The organism is Myxococcus stipitatus DSM 14675 (assembly GCF_000331735.1).
Classification (GTDB): Bacteria; Myxococcota; Myxococcia; order Myxococcales; family Myxococcaceae; genus Myxococcus; species Myxococcus stipitatus.
The window spans coordinates 5102501-5122271 of record NC_020126.1; the positions used below are offsets into that span (position 1 = coordinate 5102501).

The window sequence follows — 19771 nt, forward strand, 5'->3', positions numbered from 1 at the left end:
GGGTCCACGGTAGGACTTTGACTGGCTAGCGGAAGCCTCTGGAAAGAGGCGCCAAAGAGCGTGATAGCCGCGTACGCGAAAGCTGGTTGGAGCTGAGTGGGTTACCCAAGTAAGACGGGACACGTGCAATCCTGTCTGAATCAGCCGGGACCATCCGGTAAGGCTAAATACTCCTTGGCGACCGATAGTGAACTAGTACCGCGAGGGAAAGGTGAAAAGAACCCCGGCAAGGGGAGTCCAAAGAACCTGAAACCGCATGTCTACAAGCAGTTCGAGCTCTACGGCGCAAGCCAGAGCGAGAGCGTACCTTTTGCATCATGATTCGGCGACTTAATATACGTAGCGAGGCTAAGCCGATAGGTGGAGCCGGAGCGAAAGCGAGTCCTAAAAGGGCGAATAGTTGCGTGTATTATAACCCGAAGCGGGGTGATCTACACATGGCCAGGTTGAAGTGCGGGTAACACCGCATGGAGGACCGAACTCATGAAAGTTGAAAATTTCTGAGATGAGCTGTGTGTAGGGGTGAAAGGCCAATCAAACTCCGTGATAGCTGGTTCTCCCCGAAAGATATTTAGGTATCGGCTCGGACAATTCAATACTGGAGGTAGAGCACTGGAACGGCTAGGGGTCTCACCAGATTACCAAACCGTACCAAACTCCGAATGCCAGTAATTGTTAATCCGGGACGCAGTCAGTGGGTGATAACGTCCATTGGCAAGAGGGGAATAACCCAGACCGACAGCTAAGGCCCCCAAATCTAGTCTAAGTGAACACTAGAAAGGATGTGGCAGGTCATTGACAACCAGGAGGTTGGCTTAGAAGCAGCCATCCTTTAAAGAAAGCGTAATAGCTCACTGGTCAAGACAGGCCGCGCCGAAAATGTAACGGGGCTCAAGACTAGTGCCGAAGCTTCGGGTCACACGTAAAGCGTGTGGCGGTAGGGGAGCGTCCCAGTTGCAGCGAAGGTCGACCGGAAGGGCGGCTGGAGCGACTGGGAGTGCTGATGCCGAAATGAGTAGCGATAAAGGGGGTGAGAAACCCCCTCGCCGTAAACCCAAGGTTTCCTGGGTCAAGTTAATCTTCCCAGGGTTAGCCGGAACCTAAGTCGAGGCCGAAAGGCGTAGATGATGGAAAGCGGGTTAATATTCCCGCGCCATCTTGCAAGCGTTGAACTAAGGGAGGACGGAGAAAGCTAGACGAGCTGACCGGCGGTTGTGTCAGTCTAAAGGCGTAGGGGTGTCGCGTACGAATAAAGGCGCGGCAGTCATCCTCGAGACCTTATGGCGCCCCGTAAGGGGTAAGTCGTTGATGCTCTGCTTCCAAGAAAAGTCCCGTAGGGAGCTTGCAGGGTGTCCGTACCGTAAACCGACACAGGTGGGTGAGGAGAAAATCCTAAGGCGCTTGAGAGAACTCTCCTCCAAGGAACTAGGCAAATTTCCACCGTAACTTCGGAAGAAGGTGGGCCTCTGGTAGGTGAAGGCGTACAGCCGGAGCTGATAGAGGTTGCAGAGAAATGGCGGTAGCGACTGTTTACCAAAAACACAGGACTCTGCGAAGGCGACAAGCCGACGTATAGGGTCTGACTCCTGCCCGGTGCTGGAAGGTTAAGGGGATTCGTCAGCCGCAAGGCGAAGCGATGATCCGAAGCCCCAGTAAACGGCGGCCGTAACTATAACGGTCCTAAGGTAGCGAAATTCCTTGTCGGGTAAGTTCCGACCTGCACGAATGGAGTAACGACTTCCGCGCTGTCTCGGAGAGGGACTCAGCGAAATTGAAATAGCTGTGCCGATGCAGTTTACCCGCAGCAAGACGGAAAGACCCCGTGAACCTTTACTATAACTTGACAGTGACACTAGGGATTGACTGTGTAGGATAGGTGGGAGCCTTTGAAGCCGGGCCGCTAGGTTCGGTGGAGGCAACGGTGAAATACCACCCTGTTGATTTCTGGTGTCTAACCATGTCCCGTTAGCCGGGATTGGGACACTGTCTGGTGGGTAGTTTGACTGGGGCGGTCGCCTCCCAAAGAGTAACGGAGGCGCGCGATGGTTCCCTCAGCCCGATTGGAAACCGGGCGGCGAGTGCAATGGCATAAGGGAGCTTGACTGCGAGACGGACACGTCGAGCAGGTGCGAAAGCAGGTCATAGTGATCCGGTGGTCCTGAATGGAAGGGCCATCGCTCAACGGATAAAAGGTACTCCGGGGATAACAGGCTTATCTCCCCCAAGAGTTCACATCGACGGGGAGGTTTGGCACCTCGATGTCGGCTCATCGCATCCTGGGGCTGGAGCAGGTCCCAAGGGTTTGGCTGTTCGCCAATTAAAGCGGTACGCGAGCTGGGTTCAAAACGTCGTGAGACAGTTTGGTCCCTATCTGCTGTGGGCGTAGGATACTTGAGAGGCTCTGACCTTAGTACGAGAGGACCGGGTTGGAGGCACCGCTGGTGTACCAGTTGTCTCGCCAGAGGCATCGCTGGGTAGCCATGTGCCGATTGGATAACCGCTGAAAGCATCTAAGCGGGAAACCGACCTCAAGACCAGGTATCCCGGGCGCAAGCCCCTGAAGACCCGTCGAAGACTACGACGTTGATAGGCTGGGTGTGTAAGCGCGGTAACGCGTTGAGCTAACCAGTACTAATTGGTCGAGAGGCTTACTTCCCCCTATCTCTTGCGCGCCCCCTACAGGGGAGTAAGGGACTCGGGGCCAAGGCCGAGGCTGGAATGCCACTGTGCATTCCCCCGGAAGAAACACTAACGCACAGCGAGGCTTGTACTCGCAGAATGCTGCAACTTACCCTTCGTATGCACTGTCTTCTAGTTTTCCGGTGGCAATGTCGGAGGGGTCACACCCGTTCCCATCCCGAACACGGAAGTTAAGCCCTCCAGAGCCGATGGTACTCCGCGGGAAACCGCGTGGGAGAGTAGGTCGCTGCCGGATTCTTTTTGAGAAGCCCTCGTCGCCTCGTGCGACGGGGGCTTTTCTCTTTTCTGGGCCCTGTGTCTCAAGGATCTACGCGAACCGTGGCGTGAAGCTCCTCGCTACTTCCGCTTCGGTGCCTTCAGGAACCGGCTCAGGCGCACCTTGCCCAGTCCGCGTCCGCCGAAGAGGTACCAAGTGATGGCCGCGCCAAAGAGGCCCGCGGCCAGGGCGATGCCCACGGCGCCCATCACCGGGATGTTCCCGTACATCCACGGCTTGGGGGCGAACGAGATGAACGCGCCCACGATGAAGCCACAGGCGCACAGCCCCATGAACGCAATCACGGCGGCGCTGCGCAGGTTCTCGTTCAGCTTCTCGAACTGGTCCGCTCGCACCGTCACGGTGAACTTGCCGGACTCCATGTCGAGGAGGATCTGCGACAGCTGGGTCGGCAGGTCCGCCGCCATCGACTGAAGCCGCAAGAGCGTCCGCATCAGTCCGCCCTGCAACTGCATCGGGTCATACCGGCCCGCGAGCAGCTCCTTCGCGTAGGGCAGCACCACCTCGATGATGTTCATCTCGGGGTACAGGCTGCGCAGCATGCCCTCGGTGGACACCGAGGCCCGGCTCAAGATTGCGTACTCCTTGGGAATCCGGATGCGGTACTTCACCGCCAGGTCCAACAGGTCCCTCAGCAGGGAGCGTGTATCCACCTGGCCTAACGTCGTCGGCAGGTGCTGCCCCAGGATGCCCTCGATGTCGTTGCGGAACCCCACCAGGTTGGCCCGCGCGTCGGGCACTCCCACCCGGTAGAGGATGCGCGCCACCGAGTCGCTGTCCTTCAGCGCCACCGCCAGGCACAGCATCACCAGCGTCTCCTGCATCGGTCTCGACAGCCGCCCCACGATTCCGAAGTCGAGCAGCGCCAGCCGGTTGCCCTCCAGCAGCAGCAGGTTCCCGGGGTGCGGGTCTCCGTGGAACAACCCATCGTCGAAGAGCTGCCGGAAGCTCGCCTCGAGGATGTGCTGCGCAATCGTCTTCCGGTCCTCGTCGGAGAGCTCCGCCTGGTTGATCTTCACCCCGCGGATGAACTCCAGCGTGAGCACCGTGCGGCTCGACAGCGACGAGTACACCTTGGGAATCTTGAGGTAGGGCCGCTCCCGGTGGTTCTCCAGGAACGCCCGGATGTTGGTCGCCTCGTTGACGAAGTCGAGCTCCTCGTGAATCGCCCGGTCGAACTCGTCGACGATGCCGGTGGGCGTGTAGATGCCCGTCTCCTCGACCACCGCCTCCAACAGCCGCGCCAGGTTGCGCAGCACCGCGAGGTCGGAGTCGATGTTCGCGGCGATGCCCGGCCGCTGGACCTTCACCACCACCTCATCCCCCTCCAGCGTCACCGCGCGGTGCACCTGGGCGATGGAGGCCGCGGCCAGCGGCACTTCGTCAATCTGCTTGAACAGCTCCTTCGCGTCCTTGCCCAACGAGTCGCGAATCTGCGCGTGGATCTGCTCCAGCGGAATGGGGTCCACGTTGTCCTGGAGCAGCGACAGCTCGTCGATGAACTCCGCGGGCAGGAGGTCCGCCCGGGTGGACAGCACCTGGCCCAGCTTGACGAACGTGGGCCCCAGGTCGTTCAGGAGCATCCGGAAGCGCCGTGCCGTGGACGCTCGCTGCGCCTCCGGCGACACCTCCACCTTCTCCTTGCGTCCCAGGATGCGCCAGAGGCCCGCGCGCTCCAGGACCTCGCCAAAGCCATGGCGAGCCGCGATGACGGTGATCTGCCGCACACGATTGAGGTCCTGGAGAATCACGCGGGAATCTGTCTCCTCGGGCGCGACGTTACGCCGGTGTCACGGGCTTCGCCACGAACCGAAGCAAGGCATAGCCCACCACCGCCGACAACAGCGAGCCCACCAGGATGCCCAGCTTCGCCTCCGTGAGCAGCTCCGGCTGCCCCGCGAAGGCCAGCCCCGCGACGAACAGCGCCACCGTGAAGCCGATGCCGGCCACCACGGACACGCCATGCAGTCGCACCAGGCTGCCTCCACCGGGCATCTCGGAGACCCCCGCCTTCACTGCCGCCAGCGTGAAGGCGAAGATGCCCACCTGCTTGCCCACGAAGAGGCCCACGATGATGCCCAGCGGCAGCGGCGCCAGCAGGTCCGCCCAGCCCATGCCCTCCAGCGAGATGCCCGAGTTGGCCAGCGCGAACAGGGGAACGATTCCGTAGGCCACCCACGAGTGCCACAGGTGCTCGAAGCGGTTGAGGGGCGGCTCCAGCTCCTCCAGCCGCTCCTCGATGTAGAGCAGCTGCGCGCTCCGCATCGACTCGTCCTCGGCCTTCGCGATGCTGCCCTGGACGTAGATGGACAGCTCCTCCATCACGTCCCGGCCCGGGCGCGTGGGGCGTGCTGGAATGCACAGGCCCACCACCACGCCCGCGAGCGTCGCGTGGATGCCCCCGTGGTGCATCGTGTACCAGAGCGCCACGCCGCCCAGGAGCCACCACAGGCCGTTGCGGACGTAGAAGCGGTTGAAGGCCAACAGGAGCCCCACCACCGCGGCGGCCGCGAGCAGCCACTCCGCGTGGAGGCCGGTGCCGTAGAACATCGCGATGACGAGGATGCCGCCGATGTCGTCGAAGATGGCCAGCGCCGTGAGGAAGACGACCAGCCCGTGGCCCACGCGCGCCTTGACCAGCGTGAGGCAGCCGATGGCGAAGGCGATGTCCGTGGCCATGGGGATGGCCCAGCCCGCCATGGCGGGAGTGCCCGCGTTGATGGCCGCGTAGAGCCCCGCGGGCACCACCATGCCTCCCACCGCGGCGATGAGCGGGAGCATCGCGCGCGACAACGTGCGCAGCTCACCGGAGCTCAGCTCTCGCTTGACCTCCATGCCGACCAGGAAGAAGAACAGCGTCATCAAGCCATCGTTGATGAGCTGCTGGAAAGTGAACGAGACCTGCGAGCCTGCCACGCCGAGCTCCAGGCGGGCGCCGAAGAGGTCGACATACGACGAGGCCCACCGGGAGTTGGCCCAGACCATGGCCACCACGGCGCAGAGCGCCAGGAGGATGCCGCTGCTCGCCTGGAGGCGGAAGAAGGCCTGCAGCGGTGCGATGGCGACCCGGAAGAGAGCGGGCACGGGCGCCGGGTTGCGGGGCCGGGGGGCGTTCGTGTTCGTGGGTGTCTCCATGACCCAAAACCCATGGCATGCACCTGGGGGGCATGCACCCGTTTTCGGCCCGCGCCTCGTCGAAATGTCGGCCCCGGGTGATAGGGAACTCGGCGGGTAGGGTGAGCCGTTCGTTGATCCACGGGTGGGGGCATGAGAGAAGGGCGAGGATGGCCGTGACGCAGCAGACGAAGGCAGCCAAGGCAGCAGAGGTGGAGCTTCCCGCGGACCCGACGCCCGACGTCGGCTCGGAAGGGGAGAAGGCGAGCGATGGGGCAGGCGCGAGGGAGATTGCCTCGCTGACACCCATGATGCGCCAGTACCTCGAGGTGAAGGCGTCGCACCCGGACACGGTGCTCTTCTTCCGGCTCGGGGACTTCTACGAGATGTTCTTCGAGGACGCCGTGAAGGCCTCGGAGATCCTCCAGATCACCCTGACCGCCCGCGCCAAGGGCGCCGACAAGATCCCCATGTGCGGGATTCCCTACCACTCGTCGCGTCGCTACATCGCGCGGCTCATCGCGGAGGGCCTCAAGGTCGCCATCTGCGAGCAGGTGGAGGAGGCCGGCAGTGGCCCCGGCATCGTCCGGCGCGAGGTGACGCGGGTCATCACCCCGGGCATGGTGCTGGACGAAGAGGTGCTCGAGCCTCGCGACAGCAATTTCCTGGCCGCCGTGTGCTGGAGCGAGCGCGGCTGGGGTGGGGCGCTGCTGGAGGCGTCCACGGGTGAGTTCCTCGCGATGGAGGCCTCGAGCGCGGCGGAGCTGGCCGAGTCCCTCTCACGCGTGGAGCCGCGTGAGATCCTCGTCGCCGCGGGACAGCGCAATGCGCCGGAGGTCACGCAGATCTGCGCTCGGCTGTCTCGCACGCCGTCCATCGCGGAGAGCGAAGCGGCCTCGTTCGACCCCACACGCGCGGCGGTCTTCCTGCGCGCGCACTTCGCCGTGCAGTCGCTGTCCGCCTTCGGCCTGGATGACTCGCCCATGGCCACGGGGGCGGCCGGCGCGGCGCTGCGCTACCTGAAGGACACGCAGAAGACACCCGCCGCGCACATCGACCGGCTCAGCCGGCAGGAGCGCTCGGGCAGCCTGCTGATGGATGAGTCCTCCCGCGCCAACCTGGAGGTGCTGCGCTCCCAGCGGGATGGGGGGCGCAAGGGCTCGCTCCTGGGCGTGCTGGACCGGACGGTGACGAGCATGGGGGCGCGCAAGCTCGCGCGCTGGCTCGCCTCGCCCCTGGGCTCGCTGCCGGAGATCCACGCGCGGCTGGACGCGGTGGAGGAGCTGTCCGCGCGCAGCGTGTGGCGCGAGGAGCTGAGCGGCATCCTCAAGGAAGTGGCGGACCTGGAGCGGTTGACGGGCCGGCTGTCGCTCGGGGCGGGCAACGCGAGGGATTTGCGAGCGCTCGGAGTCTCCCTGTCGCAGCTGCCTCGCCTGGGGGCCGCGCTGGCCCGGTGCCAGACGTCCCTGCTCAAGTCGCTCGCGGGCCCACTGACGGCGCTTCCGGAGCTGGCGGAGCTGCTGGCGCGCGCCGTGGTGGACGAGCCCCCCGTGACGCTGAAGGAGGGTGGCCTCATCCGCCAGGGCTACCACGCGGAGCTGGACCACCTGGTGGAGCTGTCCACGTCCGGCAAGGACGTGCTGCTGAAGATCGAGCAGCGCGAGCGTGAGCGCACCGGCATCGGCTCGCTGAAGATCCGCTACAACAAGGTCTTCGGCTACTACCTCGAGGTGACGAAGTCGAACCTCCACCTGGTTCCGGCGGACTACATCCGCAAGCAGACCACGGTGGGCGCGGAGCGCTTCGTCACGCAAGAGCTGAAGGAGCACGAGGAGCAGGTCCTCACCGCGGAGGAGCGGCGGTGTGCCCTGGAGATCCAGCTCTTCGAGGAGCTTCGGGCGAAGGTGGCGGCGGCGGCGTCACGCATCCGCTCGGCGGCGGAGGCGGTGGCGGCGTCGGACGCGCTCTTGTCCTTCGCGCGATGTGCTTCCGAGTATGGCTACACGCGGCCGGAGGTGGACGACTCGGAGGTGCTGAGCATCACCTCCGGACGGCACCCCGTGGTGGAGCGGATGCTGGGCGCGGGCGAGTCCTTCGTCCCCAACGACGTGCGCATGGACCCGCAGGACGGGCAGCTCCTGGTCATCACCGGCCCGAACATGGCGGGCAAGAGCACCGTGATGCGGCAGGTGGCGCTCACGGCGCTGATGGCGCAGGCGGGCTCGTTCGTTCCCGCGAAGTCGGCGCGCATCGGCCTGTGTGACCGCATCTTCACGCGCGTGGGCGCGGCGGACAACCTGGCGCGCGGGCAGTCCACCTTCATGGTGGAGATGACCGAGACCAGCCACATCCTCCACCACGCCACGCGCAAGAGCCTCATCATCCTGGATGAGATTGGCCGAGGCACGTCGACCTTCGACGGCCTCTCCATCGCGTGGGCCGTGGCGGAGCACCTGCACGACCACGTGAGCGCGCGCACGCTGTTCGCCACGCACTACCACGAGCTGGTGGACCTGGCGCGCGAGCGCAGCCGGGTGAAGAACCTGTGCATCGCCGTCAAGGAGCAGGGCGGCAAGGTCATCTTCCTGCGCAAGCTGATTCCCGGTGGAGCCAGCCGCTCCTACGGCATCGAGGTGGCGAAGCTCGCGGGCCTGCCCTCGGAGGTCGTGGGCCGCGCGCGCGAGCTGCTCCAGAACCTGGAGTCGGGAGAGCTGGACGACGCGGGCCGTCCTCGCGTGGCGGTGCGGCAGACGCCGAAGAAGACCTCGGCTCCGGCCCCGGGACAGCTGGGCTTGTTCGGGACGGACCCTGTTCCCGCCGCACCCGCGCTGCCCGCGTCTCACGTGAAGGCCTTGGAGACGCTGAAGTCCGCGGCCATCAACAACCTGACGCCCCTGGATGCGCTGAACCTGCTGGCACGGCTCCAGCGCGAGCTGGACGGAAGCATCGGGTGACACGCGGGGGGGCGCGGGGCGTTGACGTCCCCGCGAGTGCCCCGTGAGAATCCTGGCCTCTCTCGAAGGGGGGCCAGTGAAGACATCCTGTCAGTGGTTCGCGGTGCTCTGGGTCGGAGTCTCATCCGTCGCATTCGCGCAGCGTCCGGAGCTCACCCCCGCGACCCCCGAGGCGACGTGCGAAGTGACGCCCGACGTGCGCGTCACCACCCTCGCGGGCCACCCCTTCTCCGTCGAGCCGACGGGGGTCTACACGCTGACTCGCGCGGTGAGCCACGTGCAGATGCGGGTGGGCATGTCGGAGGGCGCGGGGGCTCCGATTCTCGCGGCCGTGGCGTTCAAGCATCGCGAGTCGGGGTGCCTCATCTCCGTCGATGCCACCGGCGTTCAGTACGGCTCGAAGCTGGACTGTGAGGACGGAGAGATCCAGGTGACGACGACGAAGGCCCTGGTCATCATCCGCACCCCCGACCAGGACGTCATCACCGTGACGCGCCCCGCGACGCCCATGGGCCCGCTGTCCCTGCGCATCACCGTCGCGGCCAAGGGGAGCTTCCGCTCGACGATGGGCCTGTGTGGGCCGTACACGAATCCTCCCGCCAAGGGCCTCGTGTGGACGGGCACTCGCGTCGAGAAGGACGTGCACCTGTATGCCCGTCGCTGGCGGGTCGCCGACGAAGTCACCTCTCGCGAGAGCAGCCTCTTCTTCCAACTGGGTGAGGCGCAGAAGCGCGCTCGGGGCGAGTGACTCCCGCGCGCGCCTGACTGGCGGATGCCCGGCGCGCGTGTAGGCTCGGGGCTGTATGCAACTGGCCATTCCGCATGCACCCCGGAAGGTGCGACTGACGCAGGTTCCCGGCGCGATGGGGCGACTCGCGCGAGACGCCGTGCTGGGCCTGCTCTTCATGGCGCTCCTCGGGGCCGCGGCCACCTGGGCGGGGCGCTTCTTCGTCGAGGAGCACGGCTTCGCCGCTCGCGCCGAGGAGGTCGACGGCGTGGTGGTCGCCACGCGCCTTCCTCCCCGCCATGCACGAGACGGCGCGGAGGGGACCCTGGAGGTGCTCTACACCTTCCAGGAGGTGGAGCACTCCGTGTCCGGCGTGCCGACCTTCGCGGAGTTCGCGGAGGGGCTCGGGAAGGGGGCGGCGGTGAAGCTGCTCGTGGACCCGGCGGCTCCGGACCGTCCTCGCGAGGCGGGCTATGCGCGCACGCGGGCCTCGAGGATGGGGTGGATGCCCTGGGGCCTGGCCGTGGGGGCCCTGGTGGCGGTGGCCTTGTTCACCCGGGAGGCTCGGCGGTTGGTTCGCTCCGAGGTGGAGCCGCTGCGGCTGGGCGCCTTGGTGTGGCTGACGCCGGACGGGCCTCTGCCGGATGCGAAGGGGGAGGTGGCCTTCCCGGCGCACTACTTCCGGCAGGACGTCAAGATGGAGGTCCGCGCGCGGGTGCGTCCCGGACGGGCGCCGGTGCGCAATGGCGCGAAGGTGCTCGCGGCGGTGGTGCCTCGGGAGCCGGGCTGGGCGCGCGTCATCGACCAGGACCTCGCGGGCGTGCTGGGGTGGCTGCGCTGAGCCCAGAGGGGGCCGGGCCGAAAAGTTGCCGGTGACGTGGGGCCGTGTGACACACGCCTGTAGCTCCCAGTTACGCCGGAGGTCCTTCCCATGTGCCCACGCCTTTTGCTCGCACTGCCCCTGTTGCTGTTGCTCGTTCCGGGCACGGTGGGCGCAGCGAAGCGGGATGAGGCGGAAGCGGCCTACCAGGGCGCGCGTCGCGCGTACTACACGCTCAAGGACGACTCGGCCCGGCGCAAGCTGCGTCACCACTGGCTCAACGTGGTGCACAAGTTCCAGGCGGTGGCGAAGAGCCACCCCAAGTCCGAGCGCGCGCCGGATGCCCTCTTCACCGCGGGCGAGCTGCTCCAGGAGCTCAGCCGCATCTCCTTCGTCGAGGAGGACCTCAAGGCGGCCATCGCCGACTACGAGAAGCTGCGCACGGAGTACCCGAAGCACCGGCTGGCGGATGACGCCGCGCTGGCGCTCGCGCGCATCCATGTCCACCGGCTGGACCACCCCGAGGATGCTCGCCGCGTCCTGGCCGACACGCTGAGCGGCAACAGCAAGGGCGACCAGGTGAAGGAGATGAAGGCGCTGCTGGCCTCGCTCCCCGCGCCGAAGGGGGCTCCCGTCGCCGCGCCCGTGCCGTCTCGAAAGCCCACGGCTCCCGCGAAGGCGACGTCGGTGCAGGACGAGAAGGGCACCGCGGTGGCTCGCGCCGAGCCTCCCCCGGAGAAGCCCGCGTCCGCGTTGGTGGGCGCCATCGAGAAGCTCGCCCGCGAGCCGTCCCCCATGATTCCCCGCCTGGACCCGAACGTTCCCGCGAACGGCGCGTCGTCGGGCGAGGGCAAGGGCCTGGACGAAGCGGTCGCGACGGCGCTGGCGGCGAAGGAGCGCGACTCGAAGGCGGAGCCGTCCAAGGCACCCGCCGCCGTGGCGTCGAAGACCTCCGAGACCCCCGCCGAGCCCGTGCGCACGGCCGCCGCCGAGCCGAAGTCCCACCCCGAGGTGGCGCCTGCGAAGACGTCCACGCCCGCCCGGGTGGAGCCCGAGCCCGTCCAGGTCGCGGCCGTGACGCGCAAGAACACCGAGCCCCCCGCGGCGGTCGAGCCGCCGAAGCCCGTCACGCGTCCGGTGGATGATGAAGTGGCGCAGGCGCGGCTGAAGGCGGTGGCGAAGCAGTCGCGCCGCGCCGAGCTGACGCTGGCCGAGCAGCTGGGCCTCAAGGTCCGCCGCGTGGTCATCGACCCGGGCCATGGCGGACACGACTCGGGTGCCATCGGCAAGGAGGGGACTCGGGAGAAGGAAGTGGCGCTCTCCATCTCGCTCAAGCTGGCGGAGGAGCTGCGTGAGCGCGGGCTGGAGGTGGTGCTGACGCGTGAGGATGATCGCTTCATCCGGCTGGAGGACCGCGCGAAGTTCGCCAACACGGAGCGCGGGGACCTGTTCATCTCCATCCACTGCAACGCGGCGACGAGCCGGAAGCTGCGCGGCATCGAGACCTACACCCTCAACACGTCCGCGGACCGCTACTCCATCCGCCTGGCCGCTCGTGAGAACGCGACGTCCGAGAAGGGCATCAGCGACCTCCAGTTCATCCTGGCGGACCTGGCGACGAAGGCGAACACGGAGGAGTCCTCGCGGCTGGCGAGCCAGGTGCAGCGCAGCCTGGTGACGGAGCTGTCGACGAAGTACTCGGACATCAAGGGCCTGGGACACAAAGAGGCCCTGTTCTACGTGCTCCTGGGCGTGAAGATGCCGGCCATCCTGGTGGAGACCGCGTTCCTCTCCAACCTGGAAGAGGAGAAGCGGCTGGCCTCGGGCGCGTACCAGACGGATGTCGCCAAGGCGATTGCCCACGGTGTGGAGGAGTTCCTGGGCGACCGCCGTCGTGTCGCGAAGGTCGACTGAGCCGAGCGACGCGGGTCAGCGCAGCGAGCGGACCAGGAGCACCGCCGCCGCCAGGCACGCCACCGTCCGGACGTGGTTCCAGGCCGTCCACTCCGACAGGTACCGCGCCCAGTCGAGCGCGGCGCCGGGGCTGTCCGCCTGCAGCGCGGCCAGCAGGTTGTTGCGCGGGACGTTGAACGCCGCCGTCACCACGAAGCCGCCGATGAGATAGGCCGCGCACCCCAGGAGCCGCCAGCGCGTGGCCTCCGTGCCCCACGTCCAGCCCGAGGACACGGCCAGCCCCGCGCAGACCAGCGCGGTGAGCATTAACACTCCCAGGAACAAGCCCGACACCGCGGCGACGTTGATGGCCTGCATGGCGGCGATGCCCTGGGCGGCGGGCAGCCGCTCCAGCCCCTTCATCACGAAGGTCGAGAAGGCGAAGAAGACCCCCGCCATCAAGCCGCAGCCAACGGCCGCCGCCCAGGTCAGGGTGGGAATCACGGTGTCGAGCATGTCTGTCTCTCCTCGTCAGGGGTTCGCGGAGTCGAGCGCGAGCCCGGCCACGAAGTCCTCGAAGCGCGTGGGCGTGGTGTTGTCGGCCGTCCTGCCCGCGCGAGGTTGGACCCGGTCCTCGTTGAAGGCCTGGGTCATCTGGACATAGAGCCCGGCGAAGGTCTCGGACATTCCGGCCTGGACCATCGCCTGGCGCATCTCCTCGGGGGGAAGCTGGACATAGTCGAGTTCCGGTCGTCCCAGGCGAGCCCCGAAAATCCGGGTGGCCTCGCGGTAGCTCAAGTCACGCTGTCCGAGCAGCTCCCGGACGACGATGCCGCTCCAGTCGCGCTGGACGAGGGCTCGTGCCGCGACCTCGGCGATGTCTCGGGACGCAATCATCGGGATGGCGTGGTCCGGCTCGACGGCATCCGCGTTGATGCCCTGGTGCTGGATGATGGGCAGGGCGTCCAGGAAGTTCTCGAAGAAGGACGCAGGACGCAGCAGCAGGATGTTCGTGTTCTCGAGCGCCTTCAGTCGTTCCTCCTGGGCATGCAGCGTGACGAGCAGGCCGGTGCCCTCCGGCTGGTCCGCGCCCAGGCTGCTCAGCGCGACGACGTGGCGCACGCCACTCTCGCGGAGGGCCTGGATGATGGCTTCGCCCTTGGCTCGCTGAGCCTCGTGGTAGTCCGGCGACTCGCGGTCCGCGGGGAGCATCACGTACACCGCGCTGGCGCCTCGGAAGGCGCGCGTGAGGAACGCGGCATCACCAGGATCTCCCGCGAGGACCTCCGCGCCCTGGGCCGCGAGCGCCCCGAGCCGCGGCTCCGAACGCCCCAGCGCGCGCACCTGCTGGCCCGCCGCCAGCAACAGCTCCACGACCTTCTTGCCCGTGTTTCCCGTCGCACCCATCACCGTCAACATGTGTCCTCCTCGGGGCGGAAGGCCCCGTGGCATTGGCTTGCCTGGAATCCAATATCGGGGTTCGGGTCGAGACTCTCAATGATGATGAGTCGCTGTTTCATGCTCATTCATCCAGGATGCCTGGACGATGGATGCGCTCACGAGGATACTCGGGGGCATGATGGACTTGACGCCTCCGGTGGATCCCCTGGGCGAGGCCCTGCACTTCTTGCGGATGAGCGGGATGTTCTATTGCCGCTCGGAGCTGACCGAGCCGTGGGGCATCGAGCTTCCGGCGATGAAGGGCAGCGTGATGTTCCACGTCATCGTGACGGGCCAGTGCTGGCTCGCGACGGAGGGCGCGGAGGACCAGCTGCTCCAGCCGGGGACCTTCGCCCTGGTCCCCCATGGGGAGGGGCATCGCTTGACGCATGAGCGCGGCGGGGCGACCCGGCGGCTCGAGGAGTTGCCCGAGGAGCTCATGAGCGAGCGCTACTCCGTGCTGAGGCATGGGGGCGGCGGTGCGCCCACCACGCTCATCTGCGGGGCGGTCTGGCTGGACCATCCCGCGGCGCGGCACCTGGTCTCGATGTTGCCGCGCCTCATTCGCGTGGACCCGTCGGATTCGCCGCGCACGGATTGGCTCCAGAGCACGCTGCGCTTCATGGCCGCCGAAGCGAAGGAGCTTCGACCCGGAGGGGAGACGGTCATCACCCGGCTCGCGGATGTGCTGGTGGTGCAGGCTCTGCGCGAGTGGATCGCACAGGACTCGAGCGCGCGGACGGGGTGGCTGGGCGCGCTCCAGGACCCGGAGGTGGGGCGGGCGCTCGCGCTCATCCATCGCGAGCCGACCCAGCCCTGGACGGTGGCCTCGCTGGCCTCGCGCGTCGCCATGTCGCGCTCGGCGTTCTCCGCGCGCTTCACGAAGCTGGTGGGCGAGCCGCCCATGCACTACCTGGCGCGATGGAGGATGTATGTCGCGCACGACTCGCTGAAGGACGAGCGCCCTGGATTGGGAGAGCTCGCCGCCAGGATGGGCTACCAGTCCGAGGCGGCCTTCAGCCGCGCCTTCAAGCGCTTCATGGGCGTGTCGCCAGGCGCGGTCCGCAAGAGTGGCCCGGTGTCGCCACTCTCGCGGGCCTGAGCACGTGCGTGGGTGGGGGCCTGGTGGGCGGAGGACTCAGTCCACGCGGCGGATGCCCAGGTGTACGTGGTCGAAGTGGCCGGTCCGGCCTCACAGACCAAGCTCGATCAGGGGGATGCGGTACATGTCGCCGGTGCCGTTGCCGAGGCCTTGGAGGTTTCGGTCATCCCGAGGCACATCGAAGCGCTCGCCCACCGCTCCGGTGAAGGCCCGCGTGCTGCTGAAGTAGAGCCACGTCCCGTCGGGGGACACGCTGTGGTTGTACTCGCTGGCGCGGGTGTTGATGCCCTCGCAGAGCCGCTTCGCGGGTTCCCAGGCGCCGTCCACCTTGCGGCTGATGAACAGGTCATAGCCACCGAGCCCCTCCTGCCGACGCAGGGCGCTGAAGATGAGATAGCTCTCGTCAGGCGCAATCCACGGTTCGAGCTCGTGGACGGTGGAGTTGATGGCCGCGCCCAGGTTCTCCGGAGGCTGGTAGGCACCGTCAACCCAGCGGGAGACCCAGAGGTCGCTGCCTCCCAGTGTCCCTTCGCGCTCGCCTCCAAAGTAGAGGTTGCCGTTCGCGGCGATGGCGGGAGACCACTCGTCGCGGCTCGGGTCATTGACGGGCGCGGGGAGTCGCTGCGCGTCCCCCCATTCGCCATCCACGCCCAGGGACGCGGTCCAGATGTCATACGAGGCGCGAGGCCCGGGCTCACCCGGCTGTGGCCGGTTGGAGATGAAGTACACCGTGCGCCCATCCGGGGACACGTGAGGATCCGCGTTGCTCCAGTCGGTGGCGAAGCGAGGGCGCTGGGGCGCAGACCAGTGTCCCTCTCGCGTCCGGCGTGTCTCGAGCAGCGTGTACCGCTCGAATGCGTCGTCGGCCCGGCCGAAGAGGATGCGCTGCTGGTCCGGAGAGAAGGCCATGAAGAAGTCCCAGGCTCCGGTCGTGAAGAGCCCCGCGCCATACAGCTCCGGTGTGCAGGCCGCGTGCGGCTTGGGGACGGAGACTGTTCCTGGTCCCGAATGTGCACCACAGCTCAGGATGAAGAGACCCATTCCCAAGACCCCGCATCGCATCAACCACGTCCCCTGCATCACGTGCCCCTCCTGGATGGCGATTCAGTCCCACGAAGGCCAGGGGTAGCATCGCGCCATGAAGCGAAACTTGGGGAATGTTGCGCCGGACGTGGCCCGGCGAGGGTCGTCTCCGGGGTATCACCTGCTCAGCACGACGTCCTCGTTCGATGTGAGTGATTGCGTCTGTCATGCGGGCGTTCACAGTCCCGCGTTTGGTGGCGAGTATTCCCGGCTCAGTGTCAGCGTGGTGCTTTCCGGGGCCTTTCATGTGCGTTCGCGCGAGGGCGAGGCGCTGGTGGGGCCCGGGGCCTTGCTCTTGGGCAACCGGGGCGCGCCGTACGAGTACCGGCACGTCGATGACGGTGGGGACCGCTCCGTGGTCTTCGAATGTTCGGAGGTGCTGCTGGAGGACGCGCTGCGCGCATCGGGAGGCCGCGTGCGAGGCGCCAGTCCCTTCGAGCGGGTCTGCGTTCCCGCGTCGGCTGGGTCGGCGCAAGCCGTCATGCTGGCTCAGCGGGCCTTGGCGCATGGTGACGAAGACGCCCAAGGGGAGGCCGTGCTCGCGGTGCTGGACGCGGCCCTGACGCTGGGGCGAGGTGGGGGAGGGGCGATGGCGGTGGCGTCGGATGCTCAGGCGAGGCGGGTCTCTCGAGTGCTGCGGTACCTCGAGGCCCATGTGGCGGAGGATTGTTCCTTGGAGGCCCTGGCCCAGGTCGCGGGGCTGACGACCTTTCATTTCCTGCGCGTGTTCAGGGCGATGACCGGGCAGACGCCGAGGCAGTACGTCATCGCCGCGAGGCTGCGCCTGGCCGCGGCCTCGCTTCGCATGACCCGCGCGCGCATCACGGACATCGCCCTGGAGGTGGGCTTCGGCGACCTGTCCCACTTCACGACGAGCTTCACGCGGACGTTTGGTGTTTCTCCCCGCGCCTATCGCTCGCGCGCGGGAAGCTGAGCGGGGGACCCGCCGAGCCCCTGGCGGCCATCCCTTTCCGCGATTCGCGTGGGCTCGCGATGAAGTGGGGGGCGCGACGAATCCGCTGGGTTACCTTGGGCAACATGATGCTTCGTGAGGTGTGTGGGTGAGCCGAGGCCGTTCCATGGAGGAGTGGGTGTCGTTCCTTTCCGCCTCGGATTCGAGGCGCGTCGCCCAAGCGCTCGAGCTGCTGGGCGAGGCCCTCTGCGCGGACGACGAGGCGACGCGGGAGCGGGCGGCGGAGGTGTTGCTGGCGGAGCTGGCTCGGGAGGGAGCCGTGTCCCAGGGGCCCATCCTCCAGCTCCTCCAGCTCTCGTGGTGGCCGCCCCCCGTGAAGCTGGCCGCGCCCGCGCTGGCCGCGGTGCTGACCGGCGTGTCCCGCCTTCCAGCGGATGCTCATGAGGTGGATGACGCGGCGCTGCTCGTCGCGAATCTCTACCTTGCGGCGTCCTTGCCGCTGGGCGCGCTGGAGGAGTCACTCGGCCATGCGCGGGCGTCGGTGCGGAAGGTCGCCGCCGGCGCCGTGGGACGCATGGGGCCGGGGGCGGTGTCGCTGCTTCCGCGCTTGCTCCCGATGCTCGACGATGTCGAGCCCGTGGCTGGCGCGGCGCTCGAGTCCTTGGGCTCACTTGCCCCCGCGGCACCCGAGGTCGCGCTGCCCGCGCTGTTCGACCAGGTGGCTCGCGCCGAGGGGGCTCGGCAATACCTGGCCTTGACGTCGCTCCGGAGCCTGCTGGAGGACCGGCGGCGCGAGGACCATCCAGCGCTCGACCTGACCTCCCTGGATGCCGTCTTGTCCAGCATGGCCGAGGACCCCCAGGTGCCCATTCGCCTGGAGGCCATCTCCTTGCTGGGGCTGGGGCGATTGTCGTCGCTGACCACGGTGGCCACGTTGCGCCGGCATCTCCAGGACGAGAGCCAGGATGTCGCCACCTGCGCCGCCGTGGCCCTGCTGCGCGTGGGCGCGCCGCCCCAGGAGGCCGCGTCCTTCCTCTACCAGCAGCTCATGTCTGGGGATGCCCCAGCACAGGCAGACGCGGCCTTGAGTCTGTTGGAGGGATTGGATGCGGCGACACTCGCGCGCATCCGGGACATGCTGGAGGCGGTGGCTCGGGAGGCTCGGGGACCTGTCAGGGACACGGTCCAGGCGCTCCTGCGTCACGCCGCGCGATAGGCTTCAGGGCAAGGGAATGAGCACGCCCGAGTGAAGAGGTCGAGGTGTCTGATTATGAATCAGGTGCCGAACCGTCGGCGGATGCCCCCCGATGAGGGAGGTATACGGAGTTGAACCGTAACGCTTGTGGGACCTTTTCGGCCGGGCGTGCTCGAGATTCCCTGACGTCGCAGCCATCCAGGAGCTGACGCGCTTCCCGCTCCCCCGTCGAGTACGCTCCTGGCGATGAGCACGAACACGCACGAACGCCGACTCGTGATTGTGAGTGGTCCTCCCGGGGCGGGGAAGTCGACGCTCGCGCGACGCCTCGCGGAGCACGCGCCACCGCCAGGGGGCGTCCACGTCCATGGTGACGACTTCCTCCGCTACATCCGCTCCGGCTATGTGGACCCCTGTCTGCCAGAGTCCGGGCCGCAGAACCGCACCTTGAGCCTGGCCCTGGCGCGTGCGGCGACGGCGTTCTCCGCCAACGGCTACTTCACGGTGCTCGATTGGATTGTCGGGCCTTGGTTCCTGGACATCTGGAAGGACGTTGCTCGGGACGCCAAGGTCGCGCTCGACTACGTCGTGCTGCGGCCCTCCGTCGACGCGGCCCGCGTCCGGGCCCGGAGTCGCGCGGAGGCTCCCGTCGCGGACTACACGCCGTACGAGTCACTCCATGCGCAGTTCGGCGAGCTGGGCACGCTCGAGCAGCACGTGCTCGACACCAGCACCGTCTCGCTGGAAGAGACCCTCGGGATGGTGCGGACGGGGCTCCTCTCCGGCCGATTCCGGCTGAAGTAAGGGAGCAGGCGAGCCCCTACCCGGACGTACACCTGGCCGGCATCCCCCGTCCCGAGGGAGCCTTGCGCTGACCTCCTGACCGGATTAGATATCTGGTCAATGAGTTCTGACCCGCGTACCGCCATCCTCGATGCCGCCGGCGAGATCTTCGTCCGGTACGGCTTCAAGAAGGCCTCTGTCGAGGACATCGCCCGCAAGGCCGGTGTCGGCAAGGGCAGCATCTACCTGCACTTCGAGAGCAAGGAGGCGCTCTTCGAGGCCTGCGCCCGGAAGGGGCATGCGGAGGCCCTCGCGGACCTGAAGGAGATGGTCCGTTCCCGGCCCACCCCCACGGAGCAGCTCCGCGCGTACATCCACTACTGCATCAGGCCGCAGTGCTGGTCCCCGACGGGTCAGCGCATCGAGTTGGCGACGCTCGTGGAGATTGGAGAGCAGGCGAAGCAGCTCATCCCAGGGATGGTGGTGGAGGAGACGGACATCCTCACGGCCGTCCTCGAGAAAGGCATCGCCGCCGGGGAGTTCTCGGTGGCCGAGCCGCGGCAGGTGGCTCGGGGGCTCGTCGAGCTCATGTACTGCGTAGGCATCGAATCCACGACGAGGGAACCCGAGGCCCAGCGCCAGCGGGCCTTGGAGGCCTGCTTCGAAGTCTGGCTCCAAGGTCTCTCCGTGGCCCGAAGCCCCAAGGGCTGAAGCCCACCCTCACCCCGCAGCTCGCTTTCCTCGCGCCCGGGCGGGGAGGGCCTTCGTGT

The 19771-nt window shown here is 67.0% G+C and carries 14 protein-coding genes and 2 rRNA genes (1 of these 16 only partly in view); 11 read left to right on the plus strand and 5 right to left on the minus strand.

Translation table 11 applies throughout. The features are described 5' to 3' along the window. A 23S ribosomal RNA gene (locus MYSTI_RS19770) occupies positions 1–2656 on the plus strand; it begins 307 nt to the left of the window's first position. 162 nt (positions 2657–2818) lie between these two features. Beyond that, positions 2819–2935: ribosomal RNA gene (gene rrf, locus MYSTI_RS19775) — 5S ribosomal RNA — on the plus strand. A 101-nt stretch (positions 2936–3036) separates the two neighbouring features. Here the strand turns inward: rrf and MYSTI_RS19780 are convergent. Continuing rightward, positions 3037–4728 carry an ABC1 kinase family protein gene (locus MYSTI_RS19780; protein WP_015349556.1) on the minus strand — a complete coding sequence of 564 codons (1692 nt, stop codon included), beginning with the start codon at positions 4726–4728 and terminating at the stop codon, positions 3037–3039. Positions 4729–4756: 28 nt separating this feature from the next. Next, positions 4757–6112 (minus strand): Na+/H+ antiporter NhaA, encoded by a 1356-nt coding sequence (nhaA, locus tag MYSTI_RS19785; protein ID WP_015349557.1) that lies wholly within the window; start codon positions 6110–6112, stop codon positions 4757–4759. Between the two features lie 149 nt (positions 6113–6261). On the opposite strand from nhaA, the gene mutS reads away from it, so the two are divergent. From mutS to MYSTI_RS19805, 4 genes are all read left to right on the plus strand, one after another. Further along, a complete protein-coding gene (gene mutS, locus MYSTI_RS19790) occupies positions 6262–9045 on the plus strand; it encodes a DNA mismatch repair protein MutS (RefSeq protein WP_015349558.1) in 2784 nt (927 codons plus the stop codon). 76 nt (positions 9046–9121) lie between these two features. Further along, positions 9122–9793, plus strand: coding sequence for a hypothetical protein (locus MYSTI_RS19795; RefSeq protein ID WP_015349559.1), 672 nt, complete (start codon positions 9122–9124; stop codon positions 9791–9793). Positions 9794–9848: 55 nt separating this feature from the next. Beyond that, on the plus strand, positions 9849–10613 hold the full coding sequence (locus tag MYSTI_RS19800) for a DUF3592 domain-containing protein (RefSeq protein ID WP_015349560.1): 765 nt from the start codon (positions 9849–9851) through the stop codon (positions 10611–10613). A gap of 90 nt (positions 10614–10703) precedes the next feature. Then, a complete protein-coding gene (locus MYSTI_RS19805) occupies positions 10704–12506 on the plus strand; it encodes an N-acetylmuramoyl-L-alanine amidase (protein ID WP_015349561.1) in 1803 nt (600 codons plus the stop codon). 15 nt (positions 12507–12521) lie between these two features. Here the strand turns inward: MYSTI_RS19805 and MYSTI_RS19810 are convergent, their stop codons facing one another. After that, positions 12522–13001, minus strand: coding sequence for an anthrone oxygenase family protein (locus MYSTI_RS19810; RefSeq protein ID WP_015349562.1), 480 nt, complete (start codon positions 12999–13001; stop codon positions 12522–12524). A gap of 15 nt (positions 13002–13016) precedes the next feature. Next, the gene (locus MYSTI_RS19815; RefSeq protein ID WP_015349563.1) at positions 13017–13904 is read right to left on the minus strand and encodes an NmrA family NAD(P)-binding protein; all 888 of its coding nucleotides are present in this window, start codon (positions 13902–13904) and stop codon (positions 13017–13019) included. 157 nt (positions 13905–14061) lie between these two features. On the opposite strand from MYSTI_RS19815, the gene MYSTI_RS19820 reads away from it, so the two are divergent. Further along, positions 14062–15027, plus strand: coding sequence for an AraC family transcriptional regulator (locus MYSTI_RS19820; RefSeq protein WP_044280911.1), 966 nt, complete (start codon positions 14062–14064; stop codon positions 15025–15027). 90 nt (positions 15028–15117) lie between these two features. Here the strand turns inward: MYSTI_RS19820 and MYSTI_RS19825 are convergent, their stop codons facing one another. Next, on the minus strand, positions 15118–16068 hold the full coding sequence (locus MYSTI_RS19825; protein WP_233278327.1) for a TolB-like translocation protein: 951 nt from the start codon (positions 16066–16068) through the stop codon (positions 15118–15120). Positions 16069–16357: 289 nt separating this feature from the next. Between MYSTI_RS19825 and MYSTI_RS19830 the strand changes: the two genes are divergently transcribed. From MYSTI_RS19830 to MYSTI_RS19845, 4 genes are all read left to right on the plus strand, one after another. Further along, complete coding sequence (locus MYSTI_RS19830; RefSeq protein WP_233278328.1) at positions 16358–17044, plus strand: helix-turn-helix domain-containing protein; 687 nt, start codon at positions 16358–16360, stop codon at positions 17042–17044. 157 nt (positions 17045–17201) lie between these two features. Further along, positions 17202–18239, plus strand: coding sequence for a hypothetical protein (locus MYSTI_RS19835; protein WP_144370110.1), 1038 nt, complete (start codon positions 17202–17204; stop codon positions 18237–18239). Between the two features lie 225 nt (positions 18240–18464). Continuing rightward, a complete protein-coding gene (locus tag MYSTI_RS19840) occupies positions 18465–19022 on the plus strand; it encodes an AAA family ATPase (RefSeq protein ID WP_015349568.1) in 558 nt (185 codons plus the stop codon). Between the two features lie 99 nt (positions 19023–19121). Continuing rightward, complete coding sequence (locus MYSTI_RS19845) at positions 19122–19712, plus strand: TetR/AcrR family transcriptional regulator (RefSeq protein ID WP_015349569.1); 591 nt, start codon at positions 19122–19124, stop codon at positions 19710–19712. Positions 19713–19771 lie beyond the last annotated feature (59 nt).

What these genes read in the sequence shown, in the direction of transcription:
- MYSTI_RS19845 (WP_015349569.1), top strand. Translation starts at nt 19,122, where the DNA reads ATGAGTTCTGACCCGCGTACCGCCATCCTCGATGCCGCCGGCGAGATC.
- MYSTI_RS19800 (WP_015349560.1), top strand. Translation starts at nt 9,849, where the DNA reads ATGCAACTGGCCATTCCGCATGCACCCCGGAAGGTGCGACTGACGCAG.
- MYSTI_RS19825 (WP_233278327.1), bottom strand. Translation starts at nt 16,068, where the DNA reads ATGGGTCTCTTCATCCTGAGCTGTGGTGCACATTCGGGACCAGGAACA.
- MYSTI_RS19815 (WP_015349563.1), bottom strand. Translation starts at nt 13,904, where the DNA reads ATGTTGACGGTGATGGGTGCGACGGGAAACACGGGCAAGAAGGTCGTG.
- nhaA (WP_015349557.1), bottom strand. Translation starts at nt 6,112, where the DNA reads ATGGAGACACCCACGAACACGAACGCCCCCCGGCCCCGCAACCCGGCG.
- MYSTI_RS19840 (WP_015349568.1), top strand. Translation starts at nt 18,465, where the DNA reads ATGAGCACGAACACGCACGAACGCCGACTCGTGATTGTGAGTGGTCCT.
- MYSTI_RS19820 (WP_044280911.1), top strand. Translation starts at nt 14,062, where the DNA reads ATGATGGACTTGACGCCTCCGGTGGATCCCCTGGGCGAGGCCCTGCAC.
- MYSTI_RS19810 (WP_015349562.1), bottom strand. Translation starts at nt 13,001, where the DNA reads ATGCTCGACACCGTGATTCCCACCCTGACCTGGGCGGCGGCCGTTGGC.
- mutS (WP_015349558.1), top strand. Translation starts at nt 6,262, where the DNA reads ATGGCCGTGACGCAGCAGACGAAGGCAGCCAAGGCAGCAGAGGTGGAG.
- MYSTI_RS19805 (WP_015349561.1), top strand. Translation starts at nt 10,704, where the DNA reads ATGTGCCCACGCCTTTTGCTCGCACTGCCCCTGTTGCTGTTGCTCGTT.